Below are 16,213 nucleotides of genomic sequence, written 5' to 3'. Positions count from 1 at the left end.
AATAAGGCCATAAATGCTATAATGGCGAGGGTAGTTACCAACTTAGCAATCGAGGGATTCCTTTGTCTTTGTCGAAATTTAAACTGCGAAACGCAGGAATAGCTGCGTTGATTCTCCTCATTGCGGCCCTTTCCTTATTATTTGTTATTCAGAAGGAAGATACCGTCAAGCTGCTCTATGCCACAGGGGGAGAAGCTTACGATTCCTCTGCCTTTGGCGACTTTGAGCAGTCGCTGCAAGCCAATCTGCGGCTGGAACGAAAAAATCTGCATACCCTTAGCAAGCGCGAGCTTGAGGCCTACGATTCTATCTATCTGGATCCTGAGCTGAAGCAGAGCGCGACTTTCAAAGAGGATATTCCCAAGCTGGAAAGCTTCGTGCGGCATGGCGGACATTTATTTCTGGAAAATGGCTTTGCCCCTGACTTTAAAGCCGAGTTCCTTGGAGCTCAGCAAGTCGTGAAAATTCCAGCGGTGACCCGCGGGGTACCTGCGTTTACCTTTCCGGATGCGGATGTCAACATGGGCGGAATGCAGCAGGTTTTTCGTCTTTTCACGGAGAGCTTTTTTAAGCGAACGGCTATGGAAGAGCTTCCCGGCTTCGATTGGGGCTACGGATTAGTTCCTTCTACAGCCAAAACCCTTGTCGGCATCAACCAGCTTTCCCTTATCTCGCTCAATCAGATAGGCAGCGGGACGGTCGTGCTTGGCAGCACTTTTATGCCCAACCGATATTTCGTTACCGGCTATGATTTGCAAAGCGGTATGGACCCGGCTCAAGGCTTTCCCAAGTTTGCTGAAAAGTATAATCAAACCAGCCCAAATATTCCGGGGACTGCTTATTTCAATAAAAGAGCGCTGCCGCTTGAGCCTTATTTTGATTTTGGATTCGCTGCGGCTAATACCGAATTCCGCAATGCCTATATCGGATTCGTCTCCAAGCAAAAGCTTGGCTACAGCATCAAAAAGGTGCTGGGTCCAAATGGGCGGCCCGCGATGGCGTATCAAAACCATTTTGAGGCGATGCCGGCCATTGGCCAAAAAGACGGCATCCAGTGGGCGGAGCTGCTCAAAAAATACAATGAGATCCCCTCGTTCACGCTGATCCGATCCTCCTTCAACTGGGGGCAATGGCGCGAAAGCCTGACGACCCAGCTGAACGTCGGCACGAACGCGCAGCCGCAGTTCGTCGGCGAGCTGCCGGGCTCCGGCTACAGCGGCGGCCTGCACCTGCTGAGCGGCGGCAGCCCGCTGCGGCTCGCGCTGTTCCCGCAGTACCGCGATCTCGCCAGCGCGATCGAGCTGCCCTACCGCGCCTACCCGGCGCTCGCGGATCTGGACGGCGACGGCCGCCTTGATCTGCTCGCCGGCAGCGCCGACGGATTCGTGTATGCCTACACGAATCTGGGCCCGAACCCGGCGGCTTACTCGGCCAGCGAGCCGCTTCCCCAGGGCGCAGCCCCGCCGGACACCTTCGGCGAGGCTCGCAAGCTGCAGCTGGAGTCGGGGACTCCCCTCAAGCTGCAGCCTTACGCCGCCATTCACGCAGCGGACGTGAATGGCGACGGCCTGCCGGACCTCGTCGTCGCCGACGAGTCCGGCGTGGTGCGCCTGCTGCCGGGCCGCGGCGGCGGCAAGTTCGGGCCGCCTGCTGCGCTTAGCGCGGGCGGAAAGCCGCTGCAGGTGCAAGGCCCTGCAGCCGTGGATGTCGCCGATGTGAACGGCGACGGGGTGCGCGATCTCGTCGTCGGGGACGGCGACGGGCGCGTGATCTTGTTCGCCGGCATCCGCGGGAGCGGCGACTTTGAACCGGGGCAGCTGCTGTTTCAGCTGCCCGACTCGCGCAAGCATGCAGCGCCTGCGGTGCGCGACATGAACGGCGACGGCCGACCGGACCTGGTGGTCGGCAGTAATGAGGGGGACCTGCTTCTGTATCTTCAGGAAGCCGACGGCTCCTGGAAGAATCAAGGTCCCCTGGAGGGAGCAACGCTGAATCAAGTTGGAAATAAAGCGCTGGTAGCGGGTCATAACTCGGTGCCTTTATGGTATGATATCAATCATGATGGCAAAGACGATTTGATCGTGGGCGCTGTTGAATTCGGCTCTCCGGTTGCGATTGATGATCCGAAGTTTCCCTATAAAACCGAGCTTAAAGAGTTCATCACCTACGCGCATGACCACTTTTTAAAGCTGGACCCGCACCTGTTCGTGCATAATTTCAAAAGCGATGCACAGGAACGCGAAGAAATCGCCCTTCATAAGAAGGCTTTTGATACATTAGGCATTCCGTGGAACAATCCAGGCACCAATCAACACACCTGGCGCGTCAATTATCCGGACCGCATGCAAACTTTGCGTGACGAGAGCGAGCAAGGCATCTGGTTCAACTTTGGCTTTTTCCCGGCGCATTCTCCTGTAGTTTCCCGGCCGGTGTCGATTTGGTCGCTTCCTTTTATCCTGCAGAATAAGGACAGCAAGCCAGGATCACTCATGCTATTGCATACTCCGACACCTGTGCTGAATGTGAATACCTTTCCTTCAACGGATATTTTTGATGGCATGGCCAAGCTGGATATGCCTATCGATTATTTTGAACATATTGAGTACCATTTCCCGATTCCGGCGAAGATTGCCGATTTGACCGAATTTGCCTCCTATTTCGATAAGCTGAGAAACGAGCAGGACTACAACTTCGTGACGGAAGACCAAATGGCCCAATCCTTTCTTACAGCGATCAAAGGTGAAGTCACAGTAAGCCATTCCTGGGGTTCTTATTTATGGGACAAGCTGAAAAACCGGCTCGTTCGCGGCAACCCCCATTGGAGTGTGGACATCACGCCGAATTTAAGCCATATCCCGAAGCAAGCGGAGGAGTATGCCGGCACACTAGGCGTGGTCATTGAAAAAGGGATCAAGTATTACGACTACTCCCTAAGCACCAACTCCGATGTATATTTACAGCGTGAAGGCAGCTTTTATCTAGGTTTGTCGAAGCCCGTCCATGTCCATATCGGACCAAGCGGCAACCGCCTGCATGTGGTTCGGGTCAATGTGCCTTTTCAGATTCATCAGGAAAATAACATGCAGCGCATTGATTTACAGGCAGCGGGTATGCAGCAGGTCAAGATTTTTAGCCCTGAAGCCATCCGGATTGAAGGCAGCGACCTCAAAATCGAAGCCCAGCCGGACAATCACACCTACACGGTTACCCATTATGGAGATAAAACCAGTATAACCATCAGTCCAGCAGGCACTTAATAGCTACTATATCCAAACAGGAGGCCTTCACCGATGTCAAATGAAGATTACTTGCAGCAGTTGGAGCAGCATATCAGAGAGCGTTATGAAATTGAAGCGGACGATGATGATTTTAACGTGGATGTTCATCTGTTCGATTATGGTTATATTGATTCTATAGGCGCTACGGCGCTGATAGCTCACATTGAGAAAAAGTATGGCATTCAAGTGACCAATCAGGATTTGATGCTTTATTCGATGAATACTGTACGGGAAATAGCCGATTTTATTGACAAAAAGACTGCGAGGTAACCGATCATGGAATGTGTAATCTCCCTCGAGCGTTTAGCCGAGAGCCAGCATGGACAATTGAAGTATGCCTCCGCCTTTGTCGACGAGCATATTCGCGATATTCGCATTGAAGACGGCCATATTCGGATTGAACACGATTCTCCTGCAGGTAATGAGGTCATTGCCGAGCGTGTGAACCGATTGGTGGACCGTTTCTCCAAGGGTGACTTCGGCTTCAAAGAAAACATCCTGTTTGAGCATAGAGTTTCGACTCCTTACCAAGGAGATATTATCACCGAGCTGGTTACGCGCAAAAACATCAAGGTGCTTGAGCCCGGTCTTTTTATTTTCCGCGAGCCGTTCTCTACCCTGATGCGTTTTCTGGATTATTCCTTCGTGAACAAAATCGCCCAGCGTTTCGAGGGTCTGCAGGAAGAATCGTATCCCGCTGTCATTCACACTGAAACCTTGAACAAGACGAACCATTTTACTTCGTTTCCGGAGCATATTCATTTTCTTACTCACCTGCGTGAGGATCTTGATGTGATCGAGGGCTTCTCGCAATCGATTCGCGATGCCGGAGGCTGGAAGCAAGATCAGCCCCTGGATCTGGACCGCCATATGCCTAAGCCGAACTTTACCATGAATCCTTCTACTTGCTATCACTGCTATGAGGGACTTCAGGATGAAACTCTGGAAGGCGAAGGCATTGTCGTTACCGCTATTTCCAAATGCCACCGCTTCGAATCCAAAAACCACAGCGACTTCGGCCGCCTGCTGGACTTCTCGATGCGCGAGATCATTTTCGTCGGCAAGCCGGACTTTGTCAAAGAAAATCGCCTGAAATCGATTGAATATCTCAAGGAACTCGCCATGGAATGGAAAGTCGACAGCTTCATGGAAATCGCCAACGATCCTTTCTTTACCAACGATTTCCAAACCAAGGCTTCCTTCCAACGGAATCAGGAAATGAAATACGAGCTTCGCCTGACCGTCCCTTATCAAAATAAATCGATCGCTTGCAGCTCGGTCAATTTCCACAGCAACACCTTCGGCAATGCCTTCAATATCAAAATGGGCAAACGCAACGCCGTAACCGGCTGTGTAGGCTTCGGCATCGAACGCTGGGCCTTCGCTTTCCTGGCTCAATACGGCCTGGATGACCAACAATGGCCTGCAGCTTTCCGTGAGCAGTACGCCGATTGGCAAGCCAAATCACTGTGAGCTTGGCTTAAGGAGATTTGAAGATGCTGTCTTTTCTCAAAAAAAACGGTTTCGTACTAGGATTAATGATAGCAGTAGGGCTAACCAATGCATGGATCAGTTGGTGGAATCCCATGGAAAGCTCCCTGCGCTTCTATAAAAATGATTTTACCAAAACGCTTTACCATCACAACTGGTCCCGGTCGGGGCCGGTTTTCTTCGGTAATTCTTCCGTCACCGGTGCGTACATCGAGGAGAAATCCTCTTCGCATTTGGTAGAAATGGGACTTTCTTATGGAAAGCCCACTGATTTAAAAGAGATACTTCAACGTAATCTCTATCAGGTAAATGACGAGCTCGTCATTGGCATCGATGTGCAGACCATGCTTGACAAGCTCGACACCGATCCCACTTACCAATGGCTCAAGCCCTGGTATCAGCCCTATGTCTACACGTACCGAGATTATTTTCGCGACTCCGGTGAGGAATTTACCCGTAATTTGAGCAAGGGCAGTCTCGCTTACCAGCCTCGCTGGATCGATAAAGAGCTTTATTTTGAACATAAGGATCCGGCGTGGTTGAAAGCGAAATGGGAGGATTACGATAAACGCTTTGGATGGATGCAGCTGAAGGATATGCAAGCAAGTATCGATGCCCTGCAGTGGGTCATCAATTATGCGACTGAGCACCATCTGCCGCTTCGCGTGATCTGGATGCCGTATCACAGCGGATACCCACATCCGCCCTATACCGCTTCTCTTAAGGAAGATGTAAACCGCAGACTCCAGGCTTCCCGGATTCCTACGCTGGACCTGATGGATAAATATGAACCGAAGTATTTCTCGGATCTGGTTCACTTAAACCGCATCGATGGCGCACCGCTGTTTACGAAGGAGGTAGACGCATGGCTCGAATCACTAAAAAAATCGTCGAAATCATAGTCTACCTGATTATGCTTTACCTGGTGCTTATCTATTTTACGGGAAAAGGCTTGTTCATTTACGAGGGATTCTAAGCAAGGGAGTTACTGACGTTATGTTTTATTTGAACATGAACGCAATCATGGCCATCACAGGGATGGTTGTCGTTCTAATGCTGACTCGCTGGTGGCCCAACAACAAAAGAGTGCTTACCCTGCTGTTCAGCCTCTTTTTCCTGCTGTTATTCAGCAAGAAGCTGCTCTTATTTTATGCGGTCTATACGCTGCTTAACTACCTCGGATTTGTATATCTGTGCCGGACGAAGCTCTGGCGTAAAGCTGCTTTTCTGTTTGCGATTGGAGCTAACATAGCCGCCGTATTCTTCGGGGTGCGTTTCTTTATCATGGGCATTTTTCATAACCCGTTGTTTGACGCGATTATCTATCTGGGACTTATCTACAATGTGCTGAAAGTGATTGATGCCTACTACTTTGCCTATTTTTTCGAAAAAGAAGGCCTTGTTCCCTTGCTCGATTACAGCAACTATATTTTGTTTATTCCCACTTTTACCTCGGGTCCGATTCTCAAGTTTCGAGATTTTATGGCTGACAGCAAGAAGCCCTATCAGGTGGATTCAGCCTTGTTTGCGGACAGCATCAAACGGATTATTCTCGGTCTATTTAAGAAAATCGTGCTGGTCACCTGGATGACAGGCATTTTTAATCAAGTCCTCGGGCATGATTTATATACTCACCAATCGCTTTTCCTGATGGTTTGGTTCTATGCTTTGATTTACTTCGATTTCTCCGGTTATTCGGATATTGCTATCGGCTTCGGACGGCTCATGGGCTATACGATGCCTGAAAACTTCAAGCGGCCGTTTCTCTCCCCAACTTTAACGCAGTATTGGCGCAATTGGCATGCTACGCTTGGGGATTTTTTCCGCGATCATATCTTTATGTTCTTCTCACGTAAAACACCTTCCCGTCTCACGGCCGCCTGTCTATCGGTACTGATCATGGTGCTCATTGGATTGTGGCACGGCTTTACTTGGCTGTATCTGGTATGGGGCTTGTATCACGGCATTCTGCTCGCCATGGAAAATCTGTTTCAATTGTCTATCGTCAACAAAAAGAAGGTTTCCAAGGCTTATTTTTATACTCGTTGCCTGGTGACGCAAGTGCTTGTTACCCTGGCTGTCATTATATACAGCCCTGATCATCAGGCCGTTTTGCGGATTTATCGCGGGCTTCTGAACTTCCCTTCATTTTAGTGGAAAACAATGTTATAATCTGAGATGATCGCGCGTTCTTTTTTCTGCGCAACTTTTGCTGGATGGAACTATTATTGGAGGTGTCATTTAATGAATTTAGGCGTTTTTATGGTTCTTTTCGGCAGCCAGCCCTTCGAGGAAGCCCTCGACTACATTGCAGCCAAAGGGCTTGATGCAGTCGAAATCGGTACAGGAGGCTATCCCGGCAATGCTCACTGCAAGCCTGCTGAGCTGTTGGCTGATGGGGGTAAGCTCAAGGCTTTCAAGCAAGCAATCGTTTCAAGAGGGCTTACCATCAGCGCATTAAGCTGCCACGGTAATCCCCTGCATCCGCAGAAAGAAATTGCAAAAAGCTTTCATGATGATTTTATCCAAACGATTGAACTGGCCCAGCGCTTGGAAGTGCCCATTGTAGTCGGTTTCTCGGGATGTCCTGGTGATCACGAGGATGCCAAATATCCGAACTGGCCGGTTGCTCCTTGGCCAAATGATTTCCAGGATGTGCTTGCCTGGCAGTGGGAAAACAAAGTGATCCCCTATTGGACGGAGACCGGCAAATTCGCATCGGATCGCGGCATCAAAATTGGTCTTGAGCTCCATGGCGGATTCTCGGTACATACTCCGGCAACGCTGCTGCGCTTACGTGAGGCTGCAGGTGATGTCATCGGGGCTAATCTGGATCCAAGCCACATGTGGTGGCAGGGCATTGATCCTGTGCAAGCTGTCAACATTCTCGGACGTGCCGGCGCGATCCATCATTTCCATGCCAAAGACACCTCCATCGATCCGATCAATGTGAATCGTTATGGCATCACGGATATGCAGTCCTATACCTACATGATGGACCGTGCATGGCAGTTCCGCACAGTTGGATATGGACATGACATGAAAGTATGGGCTGATATCATCAGTGCTCTGCGTTTGGTCGGCTATGACCATACTGTGAGCATAGAGCATGAAGACGGCTTTATGTCAGTGAATGAAGGTTTCACAAAGGCTGTTCAAAACCTTCAGCAGGTTCTGATCAAAGAGCCGCTTGGCGATATGTGGTGGGTTTAAACCAAGGATAAACGGCTAAGCCGTCTTAAAAGACGAGCGCGTTTGTCAAGGTTGATGCGAAGCAAGATAAGTTTAGAAAAACTTATACTTTCTGATCAACTAAAAATAGCCCTCGGATCTGAAGTGATCCGGGGGCTATTTGTGTCAGGCCGCAATTACCAGCCGGAAACTGCAACAACACTCATGATAGCAAAGACAGCTAATGCAACAAAGCTAAATCCGATAGCGAACATATTTTTCTTCTTGGCGCTTAACAATCGAAGGAATCCAATTGCAATAACTATGGTGAAAATGATAACAAAAGGGTCAAAAGCTGTGAATGTACTTGTTTTTGCTGCCGCCTCTGCTGCGTATAACATTGAGAGACCTCCTCTTCGTATCTCGTACCACTGTTCATTTTACTTATATGTTAGCTTGATTGGCTTGTGTTTGCAAGTGATTGGCGCGATGTGTAACAAGTTTGTCACCTTTTCAAGTAAATCTGTAACCGCTTTGCTCATTATTAAAATCTCCAAGAAGCTGTTTGTTTATTACATAATCTTGAAAGGATGAGTCATTATGAGCTTCACTTATACCGGATTGGACCACGTCCAGATTGCCGCGCCCCCAGGCTGCGAAAAACAAGCCAGACATTTTTATGGGGAGCTTCTGGGCATGACTGAGGTTCAAAAGCCGCAAGCTCTGGCCAAACGAGGAGGCGTATGGTTTCAAGCCGGGAACCATCAGCTGCATATTGGTGTGCAAGCCGACTTCGTGGCGGCAACTAAAGCCCATCCTGCTTTTCACGTTGAGAATCTGCTTTCGCTAAGAGATCAACTGCTTGCCAAGGGTTTACCCGTCATCGAAGATGGAGACTTGCCCGGGGCTAACCGCTTTTATCTGAATGATCCCTTCGGGAATCGTTTGGAGTTTCTTGAATGGCTTTGAAAGAATACGCCCTTAATTCGCATGAACAAAGAAGACCGCTCCGCTTGATCTTTAATGATCCGCGTAAGCCATCTTCTTTTTTTATTGCATATGCTTAAGCTGAATAGCTTGTGGAAGCTGGGTCTGATTTGCTTCTTTTCATAAAGAAGACTGCTGCCAGCACGATAAGAATGATCAAGAAGGTAACGATGGCCTTTGTATTGGATACTGGCTGGCCTGCGTATTGAACCGCTTGGCCTGCAACGATGTACCAGGTCAGAATAAGCGTATTGGCAAAGGCTCCAGCGTAAATATTGCCTGTTTTTCTAAAGAAATAGGTGGAGATTAGGGAGATGACAATATTTACAGGGACGAACTGAAAGGCGACAATGCCAAGTAAAGATTGGGATTTCCAAAACAACTCTTGAGTTGAAAACATCGTGATGTATTGAATCAGAATCAAGACCAAAATACCGAGTGTATTGATTCCGGCGTTCGCGAGAAACCACTTCCAAGCTGTTTTGGCTTCAGAACTGCTTTCTTTTAAACGAAATTGCCCATGCAGGATAAGTCCGTTGACCAAGAAGAACAACAAGAAAGGCAGCGCATATTTGAGCATGAGGAGGAATTGAGCCCAGTTCATCACTTTAAGTCCGAGAATCCATATGCGGAAATCAAGATGGAACCACGCATCGATCAGCACGGTTAAGAAGTAAACTCCGCCTATCGAATATAGAGCTAATAAAGCGGATTTTCCCAGCGTCGACAATTCAATGCCGTACCCTTTTCTCGAGTGGGAAATTCCATAATCATGCATACTGGCTCCTTTGTTTGCAAACATATGCCACAAAGCGAATAAAATCAAAGAGATTAAAGCATTGAATACGACCCAGATCACAAATCCATTCGTTAGAGACTGCGGCCAGAAGCTGTTTACCGGAAACCAGGTGCTGCCCCATGTCTGGAATTTGAAAAAGGTTAACGCCGGGATAGCCGTTCCGATTATCGCTCCAATGACCCATCCGGCTCCGCCTTTGATGCCTTTATTAGCAGGAAGCGGTCGCACGCTGCTGCGGAAGAAGTTCGTACGCAGCAAATTGCCTGCCAGTGCAAACAGGAAGAGGAATGCGCCAATCATTGCCACAAAAGTCGCATACTCCTTTGTACGCCAAGTTTGATCTGCGGCATCGATGGGAGCAGGAGCAGGCATGGCTTTTTGCAGGAACTCTACAGCATAGCCCACAGCTTCTTTCGACCAATGATCTGCGGGGTGAATCACACTTGGAATGTAAAGCATGCGAGCGGATTTGGCCTCAAATGAGCCATACAGTTTACCCGGAACTACTGTTTCGGTTGTGCCAAACGCCTTTTTCAGTTTATCCGTGTTTACGATTTGTGAAGCTATCGGTACTCCCCACATCAGAGGTGCAAATTCATCATATTTACTGAAAACAATGGCATAGTTAAACGGCGTGTCGGCCAACACTTTACCTGAACTAAAGGTTTCCGGAGATGATCCTTCCTGAATGACGGTATGCACCCATTCCGGTTTGGCAGCAGCAGCGGTGATGGTGGACCAGCCCCCCATGGAATGGCCTTCCAATGCAACCTTGGTTTTATCCACAAATCCCAGATTTCTCAAGTAGCTAAGACCGGCCAATGCTCCTCGCATGGTTGGGTCTTTGGGGGATTGCTCTGAATACCCATGGCCTTCCATATCCATGGAGAGCACAACATATCCGCGTCTGGCGAATTCAATATCGAAGGCATCCTGCACTTCTCTGGAGTTGATATATCCATGCATGGTCAGAACCGCAGGCAATGGCTTAGCCGGATCCATGTTCGCCGGTTTGTACAGCAGTGCACTCAGCATATTCCCGTAGTCACCGACAAACCTTACATCGGAAATGGCTACTTTGCCGCCATCCGTTTGAACATTGCTCGCCACCAAGCAGCTAACCAAAATAATGAGCAGTGAAACCACAATCGACACCCATCTGGAAAAAAAGTTTTTCATAAGAACAGTTTGACCTCCATCAAATCGATTTTTAAAGCATATTCAGGCATAAAAAAACACAACAAATTATTCGCCCAAAATGGGTAAATAACCGATGTGCATCTCCTGTTCTCCAACACGCGATTAACTTATTCATATCTTAGCAATGAATGAAAGCGTTGTCAATAGCGACTGCTCATAAAAAAATGGAGCTTGTTCCAAACTAACATGGCCCTAAGCCCTGTTAGTTTAGAACAGCTTTTTATAGAACACATTCTATTCCATTCTCGCTCGTTACCCTACCGATTCTTCCATCACCTTAGCACGCTTCGCATAGTCCTCCGACCGTTTGCGGTCCCGTTCGAGCACAGGCTTCAGGTACTGGCCTGTGTATGAGCCCTTGACCTTCACAACGTCCTCCGGTGCGCCGACGGCGATGATTTCGCCGCCGCGGCTTCCTCCATCCGGTCCCAGATCGATGAGGTAGTCGGCGGTCTTGATGACATCGAGGTTGTGCTCGATGACCAGCACGGTTTCACCGCTGTCGACCAAGCGGTGAAGCACCTTCAGCAGACGATCGATATCATCGATGTGGAGCCCTGTCGTAGGCTCATCGAGGATGTAGATCGTCTTGCCTGTACTGCGGCGGTACAGCTCCGCCGCGAGCTTCACGCGTTGCGCTTCTCCGCCGGAGAGCGTAGTTGCAGGCTGGCCGAGATTCATGTAGCCCAGCCCGACATCAAGCAAGGTTTGCATTTTGCGGTGAATGCGCGGAATGTTCACAAAGAAATCGCAAGCATCCTCGATGGTCAATCCCAGCACATCGGAAATATTTTTGCCTTTATATTTCACTTCCAGTGTTTCACGGTTGTATCTCTTGCCCTTGCAGATCTCGCAAGGCACATAGACATCCGGCAGGAAGTGCATTTCAATCTTGATGATCCCGTCGCCCCTGCAGGCTTCGCAGCGTCCGCCCTTCACATTGAAGCTGAAGCGTCCTTTCTTATAGCCGCGAATTTTGGCCTCGGTGGTCGCCGAGAATAAATCGCGGATATCATCGAACACGCCGGTATAGGTCGCCGGATTGGAACGAGGTGTTCGGCCAATCGGAGACTGATCGATATCAATCACTTTATCGACATGCTCCAAGCCCGTTATTTCTTTGTGATCCCCGGGTCGCACCTTCGCGCCATTGAGCTCTTTGGCCAATGTCTTATAGAGGATCTCGTTGATCAAGGTACTCTTTCCGGAACCGGAAACTCCGGTTACGCAGGTGAATACGCCGAGCGGCACCTTGGCCGACACGCCTTTCAGATTATTCTCCTTGGCGCCCTTGACCTCCAGCCATTTGCCATTCGGCTTACGGCGCTTTGGAGGGATCGCAATGAATCTCTTGCCGCTCAGATATTGGCCTGTCAACGAGTTATCATCATCCATGAGCTCCTGCGGCGTTCCTTGGGCAATCACTTGGCCTCCGTGAATCCCAGCTCCCGGGCCAATATCAATGATATAATCCGCCGCCATCATCGTATCTTCGTCATGTTCCACAACGATTAGCGTGTTGCCCAGATCACGCATATGCTCGAGTGTCTTGATCAGGCGGGCGTTATCCCGTTGATGGAGTCCGATGCTGGGCTCATCCAATATGTAGAGCACGCCCATCAAGCTTGACCCGATCTGTGTGGCAAGACGAATCCGCTGCGCTTCGCCACCGGATAGAGTTCCGGCCGCCCGATGCAGGGTTAGATAGTCCAGTCCAACGTTGACCAAAAAGCCGAGCCTTGCATTAATTTCCTTGAGAATCAAGTGGGCAATGGCCGTCTCCCGCTCTGTAAGCTTAAGTCCTTCAAACCACAACTGGGCTTCGCCAATGGACAAAGCTGTAGAATGGGCGATATTTCTGCCATTGATTGTGACGGCCAGTGTCTCCGGCTTAAGCCGTTCCCCTTTGCATTTCGGACAAGGCTTGGAGCTCATATAGGCTTCGATATGCTCGCGTATGCCGTCGGAGAATGTTTCTTTATAGCGGCGCTCCAGATTGCGAATGATCCCTTCAAAAGGGACCAAAGCCTCTTTGGTCGAGCCAAAATCGTTCTGATAGCGAAAGCGAATCTTCTCTCCGCCTGTCCCATAGAGAATGATCTTCATCTGTTCATTCGTAAGTTCGAATATCGGAACATCACGCGGGATACCGTAATGCTGGCAAACTGCAGCCAAAAATTGAGGGTAGTAATTGGAGGTGCTTCCGGCCCACGCCTCAAATGCGCCTTGTTCGATGGAAAGCTTCTTATTCGGAGCGAGCATTTCAGGGTCCACGATCATCTGGCTGCCAAGCCCGTCACATTCCGGACAAGCCCCGAAAGGGCTATTGAAGGAGAACATCCGTGGAGCCAGCTCCTCGATGCTAAATCCGCATTCCGGACATGCCAGATTTTGGCTGAAGAGCAGCTCTTCCTGCTCCATGACATCGACGAGGACTCTTCCTTCGGCAAGCTTCAGAGCAGTTTCCAAGGAATCGGCAAGCCGGGTGTGAACATCGTCTTTGACAACAATCCGGTCAACCACAACCTCGATGTTGTGCTTTTTATTTTTTTCCAGCTCGATTTTCTCGGAAAGGTCCATGATTTCCCCATTGACACGCACCCTGACAAACCCTTGCTTCTGGATATCGGCTAGGAGCTTGGTGTGCTCCCCTTTACGGCCTGAAATCAGCGGAGCCAGGATTTGCAGCTTCGTGCGCTCGGGATATTCCATGATGCGGTCGACCATTTGCTCAACGGTCTGGGCAGTGATCTCAATGCCGTGTGTAGGGCAATGAGGGCGGCCTACTCGGGCAAATAGAAGCCGAAGGTAATCATAAATTTCCGTAACGGTTCCGACTGTGGAACGAGGATTGCGGCTTGTTGTTTTCTGATCAATAGAAATCGCAGGAGACAGTCCTTCAATGGAATCCACATCCGGTTTATCCATCTGGCCGAGAAACTGCCGCGCATACGCCGATAAAGACTCCACATACCTGCGCTGCCCTTCCGCGTATATGGTATCAAAAGCGAGCGATGATTTGCCCGATCCGCTTAGACCGGTCAGCACAACGAAACGATCCCGGGGGATGGTAACGTCAATATTTTTCAAATTATGAACTCTCGCTCCTTTAATGACGATGTTATCTCTGACCACAGTGAAACTCATCCTCTCCGGGCTTTATATCTATAGTATTCTGGCCGCTTATGCCTCCGCTTTTAATTCCATAACCGCATCGCGCAGTTCAGCCGCTCTTTCAAATTGCAGATTCTTCGCAGCTTGCTTCATCTCATTTTCGAGGCGTTCAATCAAGGAAGTGCGATCCTTCTTGGACAGCTTCGAACCTTTGATATCGGATAAGTAGTCTGCCTTTTGCTCGGCTACCTTGGTTGCTTCAATCACATCGCGGATTTTCTTGGCAATGGTAAGCGGTGTAATACCGTGCTGAGTGTTATATGCTTCCTGAGTTGCCCGGCGCCTGGTCGTTTCAAAAATCGCATTACTCATGGAATTGGTGATTTTATCGCCATACATAATGACGCGTCCTTCCGAGTTTCTGGCAGCCCGCCCGACCGTTTGAATGAGAGAGCTCTCCGAACGCAGGAAGCCTTCCTTATCCGCATCCAATATGGCCACAAGTGAAACCTCAGGCAGATCGAGCCCTTCCCGCAAGAGATTGATTCCAACCAAAACATGAAAGGTACCCAGCCGCAAATCGCGTAAAATCTGCATCCGTTCAAACGTCTTGATATCCGAATGCAAATAGCGGACCTTAATGCCGATTTCCTTCAAATAATCCGTCAGATCCTCGGACATTTTCTTGGTCAAGGTTGTGACCAGCACACGCTCATCCCGGTTGATCCGTTCATGGATCTCATGGATCAAATCATCAATCTGGCCTTTTGTCGGCCTTACTTCTATGATGGGATCCAGCAGACCCGTTGGTCTGATGATTTGTTCGATCATTTTCGGACAGTGCTCCTTTTCATAAGGTCCCGGTGTCGCTGACACAAAGAGCATCTGGGTAATTTTCTTTTCGAATTCCTCGAATCTCAGCGGACGGTTGTCGAGTGCAGAAGGCAGCCGGAAGCCGTGTTCCACGAGCACTTCCTTACGGGCTCTATCGCCGTTATACATAGCACGAATCTGCGGAAGCGTCTGGTGTGATTCGTCAATGATAAAAAGCATATCCTCCGGGAAATAATCCAGCAGCGTATAAGGGGTAGCCCCCCGCTCACGGAAGGTTAACGGCCCCGAATAATTCTCAATCCCGGAGCAAAAGCCCATCTCCTGCATCATTTCCAAATCGTACCGCGTACGCTGCTCCAACCGCTGGGCTTCCAAAAGCTTGCCTTGGCCCTGCATCTCCGCCAAACGCTCTTCCAGCTCACGTTCGATATTGACAATCGCCCGCTTCATGGAGTCCTCGTGCATTACGAAGTGAGAGGCCGGGAATATGGCAATATGGTCGCGTTCTCCAATAATCTCACCCGTAAGCACGTTAATTTCCGTGATGCGCTCTATCTCGTCACCGAACAGTTCAACACGAACCGCTTGCTCGCTATGAGAGGCGGGGAAAATTTCAATCACATCTCCGCGCACCCTGAAGGTGCCCCGCACGAAGTTCATATCATTACGCTGGTACTGAATATCCACAAGCCGGTGCAGAATCTCATTGCGTGATTTTTCCATTCCCACCCGAAGGGACATCAGCAATGAACCGTATTCCATCGGCGAACCCAAACCGTATATACATGACACACTGGCTACAATAATGACGTCGCGCCGTTCGAACAAAGCGCTTGTCGCAGAGTGGCGAAGCTTGTCGATTTCTTCATTGATGCTCGAGTCCTTTTCAATAAAAGTATCCGATGAAGCTATGTAGGCTTCAGGTTGAAAATAGTCGTAATAGCTGACGAAATATTCTACCGCATTGTTCGGGAAAAACTCTTTAAACTCGCTGCACAATTGGGCGGCGAGTGTTTTGTTGTGCGCGACGACCAAGGTCGGCCTGTTCAATTGTGCGATAACCTGAGCAGCCGTAAAGGTTTTCCCGGTTCCTGTCGCGCCGAGCAGCGTCTGGTGCTTGTTGCCGGCCTTAATGCTCCGCAGAATCTCTTCAATCGCTCGAGGCTGATCCCCTTGTGGGGAAAAATCCGATACGAGCTCAAATTTTTTGTGACTCACTTCAAGATCTCTCATCATTATCATCACCCGTATAGTAGAAGTAGAAACTTATCTCTAAACTTTTTATCGTTTAAATCCGATATTAAATTAGGTATTCTGTAAAAAAAGAGATGAATAGGAA

At 49.3% G+C, this 16,213-nt stretch carries 11 protein-coding genes; 7 read left to right on the top strand and 4 right to left on the bottom strand.

Annotation, left to right across the window (positions count from 1 at the left end):
* Nucleotides 1-68 precede the first annotated feature (68 nt).
* The 6 genes from BLV33_RS18335 to BLV33_RS18310 all read left to right on the top strand — a co-directional run bounded on the left by BLV33_RS18335 (nucleotide 69) and on the right by BLV33_RS18310 (nucleotide 7,982).
* Nucleotides 69-3,257 (top strand): FG-GAP repeat domain-containing protein, encoded by a 3,189-nt coding sequence (locus BLV33_RS18335; protein WP_090799037.1) that lies wholly within the window; start codon nucleotides 69-71, stop codon nucleotides 3,255-3,257.
* A 33-nt stretch (nucleotides 3,258-3,290) separates the two neighbouring features.
* Complete coding sequence (locus BLV33_RS18330; protein WP_090794768.1) at nucleotides 3,291-3,548, top strand: acyl carrier protein; 258 nt, start codon at nucleotides 3,291-3,293, stop codon at nucleotides 3,546-3,548.
* 6 nt (nucleotides 3,549-3,554) lie between these two features.
* Entirely contained in the window at nucleotides 3,555-4,751 is a 1,197-nt protein-coding gene (locus tag BLV33_RS18325) for an aminoacyl--tRNA ligase-related protein (RefSeq protein ID WP_090794767.1), read from the top strand.
* A gap of 23 nt (nucleotides 4,752-4,774) precedes the next feature.
* Nucleotides 4,775-5,671 carry a hypothetical protein gene (locus tag BLV33_RS18320; RefSeq protein WP_090794766.1) on the top strand — a complete coding sequence of 299 codons (897 nt, stop codon included), beginning with the start codon at nucleotides 4,775-4,777 and terminating at the stop codon, nucleotides 5,669-5,671.
* Nucleotides 5,672-5,765: 94 nt separating this feature from the next.
* Nucleotides 5,766-6,923 carry an MBOAT family O-acyltransferase gene (locus tag BLV33_RS18315; RefSeq protein ID WP_090794765.1) on the top strand — a complete coding sequence of 386 codons (1,158 nt, stop codon included), beginning with the start codon at nucleotides 5,766-5,768 and terminating at the stop codon, nucleotides 6,921-6,923.
* A 90-nt stretch (nucleotides 6,924-7,013) separates the two neighbouring features.
* Nucleotides 7,014-7,982 carry a sugar phosphate isomerase/epimerase family protein gene (locus BLV33_RS18310; protein WP_090794764.1) on the top strand — a complete coding sequence of 323 codons (969 nt, stop codon included), beginning with the start codon at nucleotides 7,014-7,016 and terminating at the stop codon, nucleotides 7,980-7,982.
* A gap of 155 nt (nucleotides 7,983-8,137) precedes the next feature.
* Here BLV33_RS18310 and BLV33_RS18305 read toward each other — a convergent pair whose 3' ends face one another.
* Complete coding sequence (locus BLV33_RS18305) at nucleotides 8,138-8,341, bottom strand: DUF2759 family protein (RefSeq protein ID WP_090794763.1); 204 nt, start codon at nucleotides 8,339-8,341, stop codon at nucleotides 8,138-8,140.
* Nucleotides 8,342-8,540: 199 nt separating this feature from the next.
* On the opposite strand from BLV33_RS18305, the gene BLV33_RS18300 reads away from it, so the two are divergent.
* Nucleotides 8,541-8,909, top strand: a complete 369-nt coding sequence (locus BLV33_RS18300) for a VOC family protein (protein ID WP_090794762.1) — start codon at nucleotides 8,541-8,543, stop codon at nucleotides 8,907-8,909.
* 94 nt (nucleotides 8,910-9,003) lie between these two features.
* Here the strand turns inward: BLV33_RS18300 and BLV33_RS18295 are convergent, their stop codons facing one another.
* The 3 genes from BLV33_RS18295 to uvrB all read right to left on the bottom strand — a co-directional run bounded on the left by BLV33_RS18295 (nucleotide 9,004) and on the right by uvrB (nucleotide 16,107).
* A complete protein-coding gene (locus BLV33_RS18295; protein WP_090794761.1) occupies nucleotides 9,004-10,905 on the bottom strand; it encodes an alpha/beta hydrolase family protein in 1,902 nt (633 codons plus the stop codon).
* 273 nt (nucleotides 10,906-11,178) lie between these two features.
* Nucleotides 11,179-14,061 carry an excinuclease ABC subunit UvrA gene (uvrA, locus tag BLV33_RS18290; RefSeq protein WP_090794760.1) on the bottom strand — a complete coding sequence of 961 codons (2,883 nt, stop codon included), beginning with the start codon at nucleotides 14,059-14,061 and terminating at the stop codon, nucleotides 11,179-11,181.
* 48 nt (nucleotides 14,062-14,109) lie between these two features.
* Nucleotides 14,110-16,107 carry an excinuclease ABC subunit UvrB gene (gene uvrB / locus BLV33_RS18285; RefSeq protein ID WP_090794759.1) on the bottom strand — a complete coding sequence of 666 codons (1,998 nt, stop codon included), beginning with the start codon at nucleotides 16,105-16,107 and terminating at the stop codon, nucleotides 14,110-14,112.
* Nucleotides 16,108-16,213: the final 106 nt, after the last annotated feature.

Origin of the sequence: Paenibacillus sp. GP183 (assembly GCF_900104695.1) — a bacterium.
GTDB lineage: Bacteria > Bacillota > Bacilli > Paenibacillales > NBRC-103111 > Paenibacillus_AI.
This window is presented reverse-complemented; position numbering and strand designations above follow the sequence as displayed.

Coding starts and splice junctions, on each gene's coding strand:
- BLV33_RS18330 (WP_090794768.1), top strand. CDS start 3,291: ATGTCAAATGAAGATTACTTGCAGCAGTTGGAGCAGCATATCAGAGAG.
- BLV33_RS18325 (WP_090794767.1), top strand. CDS start 3,555: ATGGAATGTGTAATCTCCCTCGAGCGTTTAGCCGAGAGCCAGCATGGA.
- BLV33_RS18320 (WP_090794766.1), top strand. CDS start 4,775: ATGCTGTCTTTTCTCAAAAAAAACGGTTTCGTACTAGGATTAATGATA.
- BLV33_RS18315 (WP_090794765.1), top strand. CDS start 5,766: ATGTTTTATTTGAACATGAACGCAATCATGGCCATCACAGGGATGGTT.
- BLV33_RS18310 (WP_090794764.1), top strand. CDS start 7,014: ATGAATTTAGGCGTTTTTATGGTTCTTTTCGGCAGCCAGCCCTTCGAG.
- BLV33_RS18305 (WP_090794763.1), bottom strand. CDS start 8,341: ATGTTATACGCAGCAGAGGCGGCAGCAAAAACAAGTACATTCACAGCT.
- BLV33_RS18300 (WP_090794762.1), top strand. CDS start 8,541: ATGAGCTTCACTTATACCGGATTGGACCACGTCCAGATTGCCGCGCCC.
- BLV33_RS18295 (WP_090794761.1), bottom strand. CDS start 10,905: ATGAAAAACTTTTTTTCCAGATGGGTGTCGATTGTGGTTTCACTGCTC.
- uvrB (WP_090794759.1), bottom strand. CDS start 16,107: ATGAGAGATCTTGAAGTGAGTCACAAAAAATTTGAGCTCGTATCGGAT.